Source organism: Pseudomonas sp. H1_G08 (assembly GCF_054681355.1).
In genome coordinates, this window is the sequence record NZ_CP162822.1 from 1,607,707 (window position 1) to 1,620,681 (window position 12,975).

Consider the following 12,975-nt stretch of genomic DNA (forward strand, 5'->3'; position numbering starts at 1 on the left):
ATGACCATCGACAAACAAAAACTCCAGAAGCTGCTGTGGGCCGAAGCCGCGTCCTACCGTGCCGACTGCGCAGACTGGAAGCGCAACACCGAGGCGCTGCAAGAATTCCTCGGGGAGAAGACCGTGGAGGAGGTGGCGCTGGAGCTGCTGGAGGAGAACGAGGCACTTCGTGACGGCGCAAACTTCAGGGCGATTCAGTCACTGCGGCAGGATTGCGAGGAGCTGCGCGAACAGAACGACAAGCTCACACGCCGAAACGGGATGCTCGAGCAAAACGTTCAGGCCATGACCGAGACGCACGTTCTCTACACCTGGCTACGCAAGAAGTGCGATCAGCCGAGCAATGATTTTGTGGCTATGCAAATGAACATTGGCCACGACTGGGTGCCTGTCCACGACCTTGATCGCGACCTGCGATCCATGATCGAGCGGGAGGAGCCATGACCGACAAAATCAGCGTCAATTGTCAGGCCAAGCTCTCCGAGGCGATCACCAAGCTCAGCGCGATGTTCCGTGACAAGAAGTTCGTTGTGGTATCGCTGCGCCCGGGTAAAGACCGCACGCTGGATCAAAATCGGCTGTGGTTCGCGATGTACAAGCGCATCGCGGAAATGACCCAGATCGGCGATGAGGCTGAAGCCCGTCGCTACTGCAAGCTGCACATCGGCGTGCAGATCCTGCTGAACGAGGATGCCGGGTTCCAGGCTGAGTGGTACCGGCTGATGCGTCATCTGCCATACGAAACGAAGCTGGACATGATGGGGGGTTGCCATTTGTTCGGTCCGGATGGCTTCCCGGTGACCAGTCTGTTCAATCGTTCCCAAGGCATTGCCTACACCGATCGCATTGTCGCGCGCTTCGCACCGCAGGGCGTGGACTTCGATGATTTGCTGAGCCAGGAGGCCGCATGACGATTGAACGGAAGCTGCCCAAACCGAAGAAGTGCCGAGTCGCTACTTGCAGGGCCTCATTCGTCCCGTCGAGGATGGGGCAGGCGGTTTGCAGTCCGGCCTGCGCGGCCATCGATGCACCGCGCCACATGGAGAAAGCCCGCAAGGCGATTGCCCAGCGCGACCGCCGCGAGATCCAGGTACGCAAGGAGAAGCTGAAGTCGCGCGGCGACCACATGCGTGAGGCTCAGCAAGCGTTCAACGCCTACATCCGTGCGCGTGACCAGGCTGCCGGCCACCTGTGCATCTCCAGCGCCAAGCCGTTGGACTGGAGCGGTAACGCTGTAGACGCAGGGCATTACCGAAGCGTCGGTTCCGCCCCGCACTTGCGATTCGATGAGCGCAATTGCCATGCACAGAGCAAGCAGGACAACCGATTCCTATCGGGTAACGCCGTGGATTATCGGATAGGCCTGATCGCGCGCATCGGACAAGAAGCGGTCGACGCATTGGAATCTGACCAGAGCGTGCGCAAGTACACCACCGACGATCTGAAGGCCATCAAGGCCGAGTACCGGGCCAAGACCCGAGAACTGAAAAAGGGGCAGGCAGCATGAATTACCACAACGTGATTTCAGCAGTAGTCCGGGCCTTGGCCGCCGAGACGATCAACAGTTCCGGCGGATGTAATGTCGAGCCCCGGGTGCAGGCCAGCAAGCTCAAGGGCGAGATATCCGGGAAGGATGCCGCGCTGTTGGCTGACTGCATCGTGCACAAGCTCTTGCACGCCCAGCTTTCCCCAAGGCACTGGAACGCCTTGGTGGCAAAGTACAGCACGCACCGGGGCCGCAAGATCGATTCCATCGGCCGGCTGGTCGCCGTGGTGAAGACCCCAGCACCGCAGCGCTTCACGCAGCAGGCTGTCTTGGTGTGGGCGGTACCGCAGCAGGTGAAGGGCATTCAGCGAGCAGTAACCCAGATCAAGGCGCCGAAGCACCGGGAGAACAAGGAGCAGGGGCAGTGGGATTGGCGCAACGCGGCAGCCGATGCTGATGTTGCACGGGCCAACAAGCATGCGCGCGCGGTAGCAGAGGACAAGCCCGGCGAGATGATTGTCCTGGCCGACTCGAACTACGACATGACGAACTGGGATTCCCAAGGACTTACAGAGCGCACTTACCAGCGCTGGAACAAGGCCATCAAGGACGGGCTGGAGTCGCTTGTGAACGAGGCTCTTGTCGAGGCGCAACACATGCTTGAAGCAGTCGGAGTGCTGGAAGGCGAGGCGGCATAAAATAGTCCCTCAAAAGGGCTTGCAATGTCATGTCGCCATGTCGCATTATTAACCCATCCTGTCATTCCTGCGTGTGTAGGAGTGACAAACAAAACCCGGCCTATTAGCCGGGTTTTTGTTTTGCGAGACTACGGATTGTGGCAATGTGATGCCTCCAAACCATAGGAGGGTTTCCGATGTCTCGATTTTTGCAGTTAAGAGAGCTTAAGACGAAGCAAGATGACGCGATCTCTGAGTATTGGCGTGATCTGCAGGGCACTGTCGGAGTCATCCGCGAGGGGTTCTCAAACTTCTTGGAGCTTCCGGAAACGACGTACCTAGATAATGAGCGTAACGAAACCCCGTATGTGAGGATCGCCAAGGTTGTAAATGGTGATTACAAGTATGTAATGCTGCATGAGCTCCCAGGGAAGGATGGATTTCTTGAGTTCGCCATCGGCCTGACGCTAGATCGCGGCGTTAGCACTTACCCGAAGCAAACAATCTTTACGTCATTGAAATTGAAGAAAGAAGAAGGTGGATACTTGGTGACGTCCTCCGAAAACAATCTTACTCATAGATCGTCTGGTTCCGGCCTAGATGCGGATTTCTCAGGCCTGTATGAGTCGCTGTTCGATATCCTTCGAAAGCATTTGAGTTATCGCCCCTGATTTACAAATTGACCCGGCCGCCGAGCCGGGTTTTTTATTGTCTCGAATTCGACTCGCTGGGAGGTGCGCATGAAGCTGAAAGCCAAAAGCAATCTGCTGGAGCGCGCCAGAACGGCATGGGAGGCGGTCGCACGCCAAGTTGGCGAGACCGACTTCTCGCGCCATCCGCGCACCGGCGAGTATCTGCATCCCGGTGTCTCTATAGGTTGGCGCATTCACAAAAAGAATCTGTAGTTTTACCTGTAGCCAGGACAGCCCTCGGGAAGGCCTGGACGTCGATAGCCGGATAGTGCGACGCACGGATCAACGCCGGCAGCCCGCGCACTCTGACCTCACAATGCTTTCAGGGTGGCGCGAGACAGGAACAGCGAGATCGATGCAAAGGGGCGTCGACGCTGGGATGGTCTTTGGCCGACAGCTCGGAAACACGAGCGCACCTATTCAGGGCCTCTGCACTCGCAGGGGCTTTTTTCGTTTTCGGCTCCCCACACCCATTGCCCCGAGCTGGGAGTGCAGCGGACGCCGGATTTATCAATCTCCCCAAAGGGGAGGCAACCCGGATGCCAAACATGCCTGACAAGCCAGACACATGGGCCAAGCTCTGGCTGGCGTTGAGCAATCCGCTAATGGCGGGCGTCATTATGGCCATCACCGTTTGCTTGCTTCGCGTCATCTACGACGGAAAAGAAACCAGCGTGCGCCGGATCATTTTCGAGGCGCTGATTTGCGGATCGCTGAGTCTGGTCGCGTCCAGCATTATCGAGTGGATGGCCTGGCCTTCAAGCCTATCGATCGCCGCCGGAGGGACTATTGGGTTCCTCGGTGTGACCGCCATTCGCGAACTGGTGACCCGATTCCTCGGTCGCAAGGCGGATGCCGCATGAAGACCTTCGCTGCAGCAATCATCATCGCCCTGGTCGGTCTGCTCCTCATTGGGATTCAGCAGTCGCGTGTCGTCGCCCTTCGCGGAGAGGTGGCATTCGAGGCCAGCGAGAAGAAGAAGGCGGTCGACGCTAACCTCGAAAGCCAGGCCACGATCACCACACTGCGCGCCGAAGCCCAGCGCAACGCCGATTACCAGAAAGACCTGAACAAGCGATTACAGGCCAGTCAGGCCAAAGCCAGAAAGGCGGAGAAGAACTTTGAAGAACTCAAACGCAACAGCAAGCCTGTTCGTGATTGGGCTGCTCAGCCTCTGCCTGACGGCCTGCGCGGGAAAGCCGGTAGTGGTAACAAAGACAGCGGCAGTAAGAGTCGAGCCCCCTGAGTTGGTGCCATGTGAGCGGGTAGCTGATGAAGACCTCGCCGACAACGGCCAGCTGTGGGAGCTGAAGAACCAAGCCATCAACCTGCTCGACACCTGCGCAGATCAGGTAGACGCGCAGATCAAGCGCAGTCAGAGCAAGTAGGTCGCGACACGTTTCGCCAGAGTGCAAATTGTGTCGCGACACTGGAGAGTGTTACTTGAATTCTGGAATGGCATCCCAGTGGATGATGATTTCGGAGTAACCGTTCTTGGTCAGAATCGCGCGCTTTTCTTCGGTCGACTGCGCACCTCGATCGGCTGGAGGAAGCTTTTCTTCTTCGAAGAAGTAAACAACGTCTTCATCTGGCGCAAATTGAATAGGTCCCTGAGCTGTATGTAGCTTCCCTTGCAGTTTGAATGAGAGGTCTGCGAGCAAAGCCAGGCCCTTGTTCAAATCATTGCAAACCGCTTTGGCTGTCGGCTCATAGTCCCAGAACAGGCGGCGGATTGGCCCTGCATCGTTGTGTATTTGGTAAATCGGACCTGCGCCTTTGTACCAGTCAGGGCGTGATTCTTCGATTCGGTATTGAGTCATTTGAAGCGTTCCTTGCGTAGATGGACTGCAATCAATACCGGCATCCAGCCATCATTTCAAGCTCAAGGTGACTCATGAACAGGCCAATGCCTCCGGAGTCGCTGCTCGACCTTTCTGAGCTTTCCAGCTTCGGTATTCGTCTGATCCCCGCGCCTGAGGTGTGGGAATGGCTCCAAGCCGAGATCCTTGCCGACACAGGCAGCATCCACAACCCAGACCACGCCCATCTGATCGAAGCGGACGTGAGAGTCATGTGGGCGTCTGCTGCCTTCACGAAGAAGGGTCGGACGGTTGTCGGCCAGGCTGAACAGGTAGCGTTCCGTGCAGGTGGTTGGCAGAAGGCACGGATGGAACAGCAGATGCTGGATTGGTTCGGCGACGATCCGGCCTACATCATCACCTTGGCTGCCGACTACTGCGCGGATTGCTCCGACGCTGACTTCTGCGCCCTGGTCGAGCATGAGCTTTACCACATCGCCCAGGCTACCGATCAGTACGGCGCACCCAAGTTCACCCAGGAAGGATTGCCCAAGCTTGAGATGCGCGGACACGACGTTGAAGAGTTCGTCGGTGTGGTGCGTCGATATGGGGCGAGCCCTCAAGTGCAAGAGCTGGTGGACGCTGCAAACAATCCTGCTGAGGTGGGGAAATTGAACATATCGAGGGCCTGCGGAACCTGTCTGCTCAAGTCGGCCTGACTTTGACAGTACTTTGACGGATGCCCACTTATGGCCGCACTCAGAGACGAGGTGAAAGCCTTTGTCGTACAGGCTCTCGCCTGCTTTGACACGCCATCGCAAGTGGTGGCGTCCGTCAAAGAAAGATTCGGGCTCGAAGTTACCCGCCAGCAATGCGAGGCATACGACCCAACCAAGTACGTTGGACGCAACCTGCACGTGAAGTGGCAGACGCTGTTCAACGACACCCGCAAGAGGTTTCGCGAAGAGACGGCAGAGATCCCGATCGCCAACCGAGCGTATCGACTTCGCACCTTGGGACGCATGGCTGAGAAGGCCGAGAACATGAAGAACATGGCGCTGACTGCCCAGTTGCTGGAGCAGGCCGCGAAGGAAGTCGGCGATGTCTATGTGAACCGCCAGACCAAAAACGAAAACCCTCACGACAACCTCCCGCCCACCCGAGTGCAGGTAGACGTGGTGGACGCGAGGAAGCCTGATGCCGACGCTTAACGTCCCGCAGGCAAAATTCCTCCAGATGGAGAACAAGTTTCGCGGCTTTGTCGCTGGGTTTGGCTCGGGGAAAACGTGGGTAGGCTGTGCAGGCATCTGCAAGCACGTGTGGGAATGGCCTCGAATCAACTCGGGCTACTTCGCTCCGACATACCCGCAGATCCGCGACATCTTCTTCCCGACGATTGAAGAAGTGGCTTTCGACTGGGGCCTGAAGGTAAAGACCAAGGAAAGCGACAAAGAGGTCGAGTTCTACAGCGGCGGTCAGTATCGCAGCACGACCATCTGCCGTTCGATGGAGAAGCCGCAGACGATTGTTGGTTTCAAGATTGGCCACGCGTTGGTGGATGAGCTGGACGTCTTGCCCGCACTGAAGGCTGAGCATGCGTGGCGCAAGATCATTGCCCGTATGCGCTACAACGAGCCGGGGCTCAAGAACGGCGTAGACGTGACCACGACGCCGGAAGGCTTCAAGTTCGTCTACCAGCAGTTCGTGAAGCAGCTGCGCGAGAAGCCCTCGCTCCAAGGCATGTACGGCCTGGTGCAGGCCAGCACGTTCGACAACGAATTGAACCTGCCGCCCGATTACATCCCATCGTTGATGGAGTCTTACCCGCCACAGCTGATCCTGGCCTACCTCAACGGGCAGTTCGTCAACCTGAATGCCGGGTCGATCTATCACGCGTACGACCGGAAGCTGAATGGCTGCTTCGACGCTGTAGATCCCGGCGAACCGCTTTTCATCGGCATGGACTTCAACGTCGGCAAGATGGCGGCGATCACGCACGTCAAGCGCGCAGACGGGAAGCCTCGGGCAGTCGACGAGCTGATCGATGGCTTCGATACCCCAGACATGATCCGGCGCATCAAGGAACGCTACTGGCGCTACAACGGCAAGGACTACGAGAAAACTTGCGAGATTCGAATCTATCCTGATGCCTCGGGCGGTTCCCGCAAGTCGGTAAATGCCAGTGAGACGGACATTGCCATCCTGCGCCAAGCGGGATTCAGCGTCATCGCACCAGATGCGAACCCGCCGGTGAAAGACCGCATCAACGCCATGAACGCGATGTTCTGCAACGCCAATGGCGAGCGGCGCTACCTGGTCAACCCGCTGCGTTGCCCGACTTATGCCGATGGCCTGGAGCAGCAGGTGTGGGCGCCGAATGGCGAGCCAGACAAGAAGTCAGGCGTCGACCACGCGAACGACGCAGGCGGCTACTTCATCCACCACGACTACCCGATCATCCGGCCGGTCACGCACATTCCTGTCACATTCAGCTTCTGAGGCCATCCATGGCGAATTTCAGCACTCCCCGGGCAGAGTACGCACAAGCCCTGCCTGGCTGGCAGTTGGTGAAACGCTGCGTAGCCGGTGCGCGAGAGGTGCGCAAGCACGACGAATACTTGCCGATGCCAGACCCGGAAAACAAATCACCGGAGAACCTGGCTCGGTATAAGCAGTACAAGAAGCGGGCGATGTTCCTCAACATCACCGGTCGCACGCGCACCGGCTTGATGGGTGCGGTTTTTCGCAAAACTGCCGAACTCTCGCTGCCGACTGCGGTGGCGTACCTGAAGGAGAACGCCAGCGGAGACGGCACCAGCCTTGAGCAGTTGTCGAAAGAATCGGTTGGCGAATGCCTGGACAGCGGGCGAGGCGGCTTTCTGGTCGACTTCCCAACCGTGGCCACTGAAAGCGGTGTCAGCTCGATGGCCGATCTGGCAACCAAGCGCGCTCTGATCCACCACTACGACGCCATGTCGATCATCGATTGGGACGAGCAGGTGATCGATGGCGTGAAGCGTCTGGTGTACGTGAACCTGCGGGAATGTGTTTCTGAGTTCAACCCTACCGATCTGTCCCGCGAGACGTACAAGCAGAACCGGGTCTTGCTCTTGGTCGATGGGCGATACATTCAGCGCGTCTACAAGGAAGGCGAGGAAAGCGTCGAGGAGACGCAGCCTACCGATAAGGCCGGCCAGCCATTCGATCACATCCCGTTCAGCTTCTACGGCGCCCAGAACAACGACGCCAGCATCGACAAGTCTCCGCTGGAAGACTTGGCCGACGTCAACATCCTGCACTACGGCAATAGCGCCACGGTGGAGGAGAGCGGTTTCATCAGCAGCCAGCCGACGCTCTTCATCACCACCAGCATAGATGCCGACGAGTTCGCAAAGCTGAACCCGAATGGGATGCACATAGGTTCGCGGCGTGGTCACAACCTTGGCAAGTCCGGGTCTGCGGTCATGCTGCAGGCCACCGAAACCCAGCTCGCCCGAACCCTTATGAAGGACAAGGAAGAGCAGATGCTGATGATCGGCGCCCGTGTCGTCCAGAAGGGCAGCGGGGCGGAGACGGCAGAGGCTGTCCGAATCCGGTACAGCTCGGACAACAGCGTGCTGGGCACCATCGCCGGCAACGTATCGGAGGCGCTGAAGCGAGCCATCCTCGACGCCGAGCGTTTCATGATGGACGCGGCGGACGAGAAGGGCACGGTGTTCTGGCTCAACCAGTCGTTCTTCGACGAGACGATGACCGCGCAAGACATCCTTGCCCAGGTGCAACTGTGGCAGCAGGGCTTCATTGCGAAGTCGGATGTCCGGGTGAACCTGCGTCAGGGCGGTGTGCTTGAAGCGGATCGCACTGACGAGAAAATCGACGAAGAGCTGGCCAGCGCGCCACCTGTAGGCGGGAACGATGAGCAATGAAGGCTTTCTTGGGGACGCCGCCACGCGGCACCAGATTTACGTCCAGCGGTACGCCGGCGGAAACCTGAAGCGTGTGGCATCGTTCATCACCAAAGCAATCAAGACCGCCAAGCAGCGCGTGTCGGACGGCCTGAGCGCTTACGGTACGCGTCGGTACAACACTCAGATCGAAACGCTTCAGGGCGACTTGCGGGGCATCTACGACGATCTCAAAGGGCGCGCTCAGCTAGATCTCGGCGAGTTCGCCACCTACGAGGCCCAGTTCAACGCGACGATGCTGGGCAAGGTTGTCCGTGCGGTGGTTCAGCTCAATGTGCCATCGGCGGAGATGATCTCCGCCGCAGCCCTGGCTGATCCGCTGCAGCTCGAAGCGCGCAAGGGCATTCAGCGCATCAGCATCAGCGGGGCGCTCGACCAGTTTGGTACGAAGAAGGCGGCCGAGATCATCGGCGAGATTCAGATCGGTTCCAGCCTGGGCGAAACCAGCCAGCAGATCAGCCGGCGTCTGACCGGCATTCATCAGTTGCAGCAAGATCAGGCCGGCGCACTGGTTCGCACCATGACCAACCACATCGCCAGCACTGCGAGGGTGGAGACGCTGAAGGCGAACGACGACATCCTCGCAGGCATGCGCAGGGTGGCGACCCTGGACTCGAAGACCACGTTGTTCTGCATGAGCGTGGACCAGACGGTGATCCCGCTGGACGGGCCAAAGCCGCCGTATCACTGGGGCTGCCGCACCACGCTGATTCCGGTGCTGAAGGACGAGTTTGCACGCGAGATCAAAGGCTCGACGCGGCCCTCAATCGGCCCTGACGGAGTGACGCTGGTGCCGAGCAAGACCAGTTATCAGGAATGGCTAGCTCGGCAACCTGCGGCGTTTCAGCGCGACATTCTCGGGCCGAATCGGTATGCGTTGTTCAGTAAGGGGGAGCTGACCCTGGACAAGTTCATCGATGACGACGGCAAGACGTTAACCCTAAAAGAGCTGCGCGAACGTGAGCCGATGGCATTTGAGCTGGTCGGATTGTAGGTTCGCGCTGCCGACAGATCACTTCGTCTGGTTATTGAGAACCCGATTGACCTTAGTCTGGTTTGTTTCGTAGATCGTCGCCAGCTGATGGTCTGTGAGGTCATGTTCCTTTTTTAAATCGCGCATTCCTTGGGCTTCTGCATCAGTGAAAGGGGTATTGAGAGTTGAAGTCGAGCTGACTGAGTCGATCAGGGTGTCGAGAGTTACTTGAACCTTTTGAACCTGCATGATCTTTTCCAGCATCGCCTCTGGCTCTAGCCGTTGCGTAGACATGTCATGAATCATGCTGGCTTTCGCATCTGTCAGCTGAAGCTGAGTCAGATTTAGTTTGGCGACGGTGGTTTTGCTGAAGGTCGCCTCAGACGACGGTGCATTTATAACGGCTTGACTCTCGGGAACAATTGGATCTGCCATAGCTGCCTCTATTCGGTGAAATTTGACTTCGGATCAGACTATACAGGCATTTCGGAGTTGGTGAATAAATATATTATTCATGCGTAGGGCCTTAAATTGCTCTGTGAGCAGCAAAATTCATAATTAATTCGACCGCCATCTGGCGGTTTTTTTATTCCCGCAGGCAGGGCCTGCACTACGTCTCTGGGAGACAGCAATGACCTTGAAATTCCAACTAGACAGTCTCGAAGGCGTCGACGAATCCATTCAGGCCCTGTACGTCGAGAAGGACGGCAAGTTCGTTCTCGGCATTGAAGGGCTGCCACAGCCGGAAGATGTTTCCGGTCTGAAATCCAAAGTCCAAGAGCTCCTGGACGAGAAGAAGGCAGAAGCCGAGAAACGTAAAGCCGCTGAGGATCAGGCGCGACTGGATCGCGAAGAGGCGCTGCGCAAGTCCGGCAACGTCGAAGAGCTCGAAAAATCGTGGTCTGAGAAGTACGCACGCCGCGAAGCTGAGCTGACCGGCCAACTCGAAAGCACGAATAGCACACTGCAAGGCCAGATCCGGGATCTGACCGTGGGCCGTACTGCTACCGAGATCGCGACCACTCTGGCCATTCCCGGCAGCGCCAAGGCATTGCTTCCCCACATCGAACGCCGGCTCAGCGTTGAGCAGCGCGACGGCAAACCAACCGTCGTCGTGCTGGACGCGGCCGGCAAGCTCTCGGCGGCAACGCTGGACGAGCTGAAAGCAGAATTTACCAACGATCCGGCCTTTGGTCCGCTGATCGCTGGCAGCAAGGCATCGGGCGGCGGGGCCGGCGGTGCTGGGAAAGGCGGCGGGGCCGCAAAAGGAAACATCGGCGGCACCAAAGAGGAACGACAGGCCGCAATCGCGAGCCGGTTCCCAGACCTCCCTCAGAAATAAGGAAAATCACTCATGTCCCTGTCGCAAATGCAGGTCTTCAACGAATACGTAATGCCGGCGACCATCGAGACGCTGGACCAGTTGCTGGTGGCGTTCAACGCTGCCAGCCGTGGCGCCATCCTGCTGTCGCCTGACGGTTTCACTGGCGACTTCCTCCAGGAGTCATTCTTCCAGACCCTGGCCGCCGCTCAGCGCCGCGTCGATCGCTACGCCGCCAATGGCGCCGCACCAATCACCGACTTGACCGAGCTGAAAAACTCCTCGGTGAAAGTGGCCGGCGGTTTCGGCCCTATTCGCTACGAGCCATCGCAGATGACCTGGCTGGAGCGCCCAACCGCGCAGGGCATCGAAGTGGCATCGCGTGCGTTCGCCGAGATCCTGCTGAAGGATCAGTTGAACACCGCAATCGCTGCTCTGGTCGCCGCCATCACTGCTCAGGCAGCGGCCGTGAATGACGTCTCTGCAACCGCCGGCATCAGCCAAGCGGCACTGAACAACGCTCACGCGAAGTTCGGCGATGCAAGTCAGTCGCTGGTCACCCAGATCATGCAGGGCACCACCTACCATAAGCTGGTCGGCCAGGCGCTCACCAACAGCGAGCAGCTGTTCCAGGCCGGCAACGTCCGCGTGGTGGACATCCTCGGCAAGATCTCGGTTGTCACCGACGCCCCGGCGCTCATGCAGACCGGTACGCCGAACAAGGAAATCGTTCTGTCCCTGGTGCAGGGCGCGGCGATGGTGCACGACGGTCGGGACATCATCAGCAACGTCCAGACCACCAACGGCAAGGAGCGCATCGAGACCACGCTTCAGACCGATTACACCTTTGGTCTGGGCTTGAAGGGTTACACCTGGGATACCACCGCCGGCGGCAAGTCTCCGACTGACGCCGAGCTGGCGACCGGCACCAACTGGGACAAGACCGCCACCAGCATCAAGCACACCGCCGGTGTTGCTCTGATCGGTGACGCCTCCAAGTAACCCTGACTGCTGAGCCGGGCTTTGTGCCCGGCTCCGCGAGGACATGATCATGAGCAACAAAATCTGGTATCTGCCCGGTCCGTTCCACCAGTACCGCGAAAACGTAAAGGCGCTGGCCAAAGAGCGAGGCTTGCGAATTGTTGACGCGAACGTCACTGAAGACCGCGAGGGCGAAGCTGTCGATGTGCCTGAAGTGACACTGCGACAGGCTGCTCCGGTACTGGTGATCGGCGGCCAAGGCGGCGTTGATGGCGCAGCGCTGCAGGATCTGATCGACAAGTTGAGTGCGGAGCGCGACGGCATCGTGCCGCTGATCGACGCGGCCGAGGGGCTTGCTCCACTGGAACATCCTGGCGCCGGCGAACTGCCGATTCGCCTGTTCGATGCCTTGACTTCCATTCACGAAGGCATCGCCTCGCTGAAGAGCAAACGTGATGAACTGCTGGGTGAAGTTGAATCGCTTCGCGCAGAAGTAGCACGCCTGACTCCTGCAGCGCAGAACAACGGCTCAGCTCTCGAGGATCTTACCGTCGTGCAGATCAAGGAACAGCTCGACGCCAAGGGCCTTACCTACAAGGTTAACGACTCGAAGCCTGATCTGCTCGCTCTGCTGAAGGCAAGCCAGTAATACCCGGGGCTTCGGCCCCACTCATTCAAGCGGAGGCCTGATGGCTACCTACATCACCGTGGCGGACGTTGACGCCATGCTCGGGGCTTCGTGGGCTCCAGATGACAATAAAGCCCGGGCGGTGTTGCAGGCGAATGCCTATCTGACCTCGCTCAACCTGGTCGGTGTCGATAAGGACGCCATTCCCGAAGAAGTGAAGCAGGCCGGCGCAGAGCTGGCGGTTGTCGCCTCTGAGGGCAAGCTGTACCAGCAGCAGACCGAGGGATCGCTGGAGGCCAAGACGGTAAAGGCCGGATCGGTGACCACCAGCAAGACGTTCGCCTCGATCGACACCAGCAAATCCACTGCACTGCCCGATGGGGTCCAGTTCGCGCTGGGGCTGCTCGCGCCATGGCGTGTCAGCGGCTTCAGCTTCAACGTGTACAGGTGATC

Annotated in this window: 20 protein-coding genes; 18 read left to right on the forward strand and 2 right to left on the reverse strand. The window is 58.5% G+C overall.

Going from position 1 to position 12,975, the window contains the following annotated elements; translation table 11 throughout:
• The 9 genes from AB4N85_RS07355 to AB4N85_RS07395 all read left to right on the forward strand — a co-directional run bounded on the left by AB4N85_RS07355 (position 1) and on the right by AB4N85_RS07395 (position 4,243).
• Complete coding sequence (locus AB4N85_RS07355) at positions 1-444, forward strand: hypothetical protein (protein ID WP_460067552.1); 444 nt, start codon at positions 1-3, stop codon at positions 442-444.
• Positions 441-911 carry a hypothetical protein gene (locus tag AB4N85_RS07360; RefSeq protein ID WP_460067555.1) on the forward strand — a complete coding sequence of 157 codons (471 nt, stop codon included), beginning with the start codon at positions 441-443 and terminating at the stop codon, positions 909-911. Before AB4N85_RS07355 ends, AB4N85_RS07360 begins: the two co-directional genes overlap by 4 nt.
• Positions 908-1,507: a recombination protein NinG gene (locus tag AB4N85_RS07365; RefSeq protein ID WP_460067557.1), complete on the forward strand. Its 600-nt coding sequence runs from the start codon at positions 908-910 to the stop codon at positions 1,505-1,507. The genes AB4N85_RS07360 and AB4N85_RS07365 overlap by 4 nt, the downstream gene beginning before the upstream one ends.
• A complete protein-coding gene (locus AB4N85_RS07370; protein WP_110646872.1) occupies positions 1,504-2,184 on the forward strand; it encodes a hypothetical protein in 681 nt (226 codons plus the stop codon). Before AB4N85_RS07365 ends, AB4N85_RS07370 begins: the two co-directional genes overlap by 4 nt.
• 176 nt (positions 2,185-2,360) lie before the next feature.
• Complete coding sequence (locus AB4N85_RS07375; protein WP_397478758.1) at positions 2,361-2,834, forward strand: hypothetical protein; 474 nt, start codon at positions 2,361-2,363, stop codon at positions 2,832-2,834.
• A 69-nt stretch (positions 2,835-2,903) separates the two neighbouring features.
• Positions 2,904-3,068, forward strand: a complete 165-nt coding sequence (locus tag AB4N85_RS07380) for a hypothetical protein (protein ID WP_460067560.1) — start codon at positions 2,904-2,906, stop codon at positions 3,066-3,068.
• A 326-nt stretch (positions 3,069-3,394) separates the two neighbouring features.
• The gene (locus AB4N85_RS07385) at positions 3,395-3,718 is read left to right on the forward strand and encodes a phage holin, lambda family (RefSeq protein WP_460067562.1); all 324 of its coding nucleotides are present in this window, start codon (positions 3,395-3,397) and stop codon (positions 3,716-3,718) included.
• Complete coding sequence (locus tag AB4N85_RS07390; protein ID WP_460067564.1) at positions 3,715-4,101, forward strand: hypothetical protein; 387 nt, start codon at positions 3,715-3,717, stop codon at positions 4,099-4,101. The genes AB4N85_RS07385 and AB4N85_RS07390 overlap by 4 nt, the downstream gene beginning before the upstream one ends.
• Positions 4,061-4,243 carry a hypothetical protein gene (locus tag AB4N85_RS07395; RefSeq protein WP_047297581.1) on the forward strand — a complete coding sequence of 61 codons (183 nt, stop codon included), beginning with the start codon at positions 4,061-4,063 and terminating at the stop codon, positions 4,241-4,243. Before AB4N85_RS07390 ends, AB4N85_RS07395 begins: the two co-directional genes overlap by 41 nt.
• A gap of 51 nt (positions 4,244-4,294) precedes the next feature.
• Here the strand turns inward: AB4N85_RS07395 and AB4N85_RS07400 are convergent, their stop codons facing one another.
• A complete protein-coding gene (locus AB4N85_RS07400) occupies positions 4,295-4,675 on the reverse strand; it encodes a hypothetical protein (protein ID WP_460067566.1) in 381 nt (126 codons plus the stop codon).
• Positions 4,676-4,749: 74 nt separating this feature from the next.
• Between AB4N85_RS07400 and AB4N85_RS07405 the strand changes: the two genes are divergently transcribed.
• Genes AB4N85_RS07405 through AB4N85_RS07425 form a run of 5 tightly spaced genes read left to right on the forward strand, consistent with a single transcriptional unit; the run spans position 4,750 to position 9,613 of the window.
• Positions 4,750-5,373 (forward strand): putative metallopeptidase, encoded by a 624-nt coding sequence (locus tag AB4N85_RS07405; protein ID WP_460067568.1) that lies wholly within the window; start codon positions 4,750-4,752, stop codon positions 5,371-5,373.
• Positions 5,374-5,403: 30 nt separating this feature from the next.
• Positions 5,404-5,865 carry a DUF2280 domain-containing protein gene (locus AB4N85_RS07410; protein WP_085703915.1) on the forward strand — a complete coding sequence of 154 codons (462 nt, stop codon included), beginning with the start codon at positions 5,404-5,406 and terminating at the stop codon, positions 5,863-5,865.
• Positions 5,852-7,153 (forward strand): terminase large subunit domain-containing protein, encoded by a 1,302-nt coding sequence (locus AB4N85_RS07415; protein WP_460067570.1) that lies wholly within the window; start codon positions 5,852-5,854, stop codon positions 7,151-7,153. The genes AB4N85_RS07410 and AB4N85_RS07415 overlap by 14 nt, the downstream gene beginning before the upstream one ends.
• An 8-nt stretch (positions 7,154-7,161) precedes the next feature.
• The gene (locus tag AB4N85_RS07420) at positions 7,162-8,580 is read left to right on the forward strand and encodes a DUF4055 domain-containing protein (protein WP_460067572.1); all 1,419 of its coding nucleotides are present in this window, start codon (positions 7,162-7,164) and stop codon (positions 8,578-8,580) included.
• Complete coding sequence (locus AB4N85_RS07425; protein ID WP_460067574.1) at positions 8,570-9,613, forward strand: phage head morphogenesis protein; 1,044 nt, start codon at positions 8,570-8,572, stop codon at positions 9,611-9,613. The genes AB4N85_RS07420 and AB4N85_RS07425 overlap by 11 nt, the downstream gene beginning before the upstream one ends.
• Before the next feature lie 18 nt (positions 9,614-9,631).
• Here AB4N85_RS07425 and AB4N85_RS07430 read toward each other — a convergent pair whose 3' ends face one another.
• Positions 9,632-10,027 carry a hypothetical protein gene (locus AB4N85_RS07430; protein ID WP_460067576.1) on the reverse strand — a complete coding sequence of 132 codons (396 nt, stop codon included), beginning with the start codon at positions 10,025-10,027 and terminating at the stop codon, positions 9,632-9,634.
• Between the two features lie 196 nt (positions 10,028-10,223).
• On the opposite strand from AB4N85_RS07430, the gene AB4N85_RS07435 reads away from it, so the two are divergent.
• From AB4N85_RS07435 to AB4N85_RS07450, 4 genes are read left to right on the forward strand one after another with little or no spacing between them, the layout of a single operon-like run.
• A complete protein-coding gene (locus AB4N85_RS07435) occupies positions 10,224-10,934 on the forward strand; it encodes a hypothetical protein (protein WP_127650549.1) in 711 nt (236 codons plus the stop codon).
• A 12-nt stretch (positions 10,935-10,946) separates the two neighbouring features.
• Positions 10,947-11,915 carry a major capsid protein gene (locus tag AB4N85_RS07440; RefSeq protein ID WP_460067579.1) on the forward strand — a complete coding sequence of 323 codons (969 nt, stop codon included), beginning with the start codon at positions 10,947-10,949 and terminating at the stop codon, positions 11,913-11,915.
• Between the two features lie 49 nt (positions 11,916-11,964).
• The gene (locus tag AB4N85_RS07445) at positions 11,965-12,543 is read left to right on the forward strand and encodes a hypothetical protein (protein WP_460067581.1); all 579 of its coding nucleotides are present in this window, start codon (positions 11,965-11,967) and stop codon (positions 12,541-12,543) included.
• A 40-nt stretch (positions 12,544-12,583) separates the two neighbouring features.
• Complete coding sequence (locus tag AB4N85_RS07450) at positions 12,584-12,973, forward strand: DnaT-like ssDNA-binding protein (protein WP_425646021.1); 390 nt, start codon at positions 12,584-12,586, stop codon at positions 12,971-12,973.
• Positions 12,974-12,975: the final 2 nt, after the last annotated feature.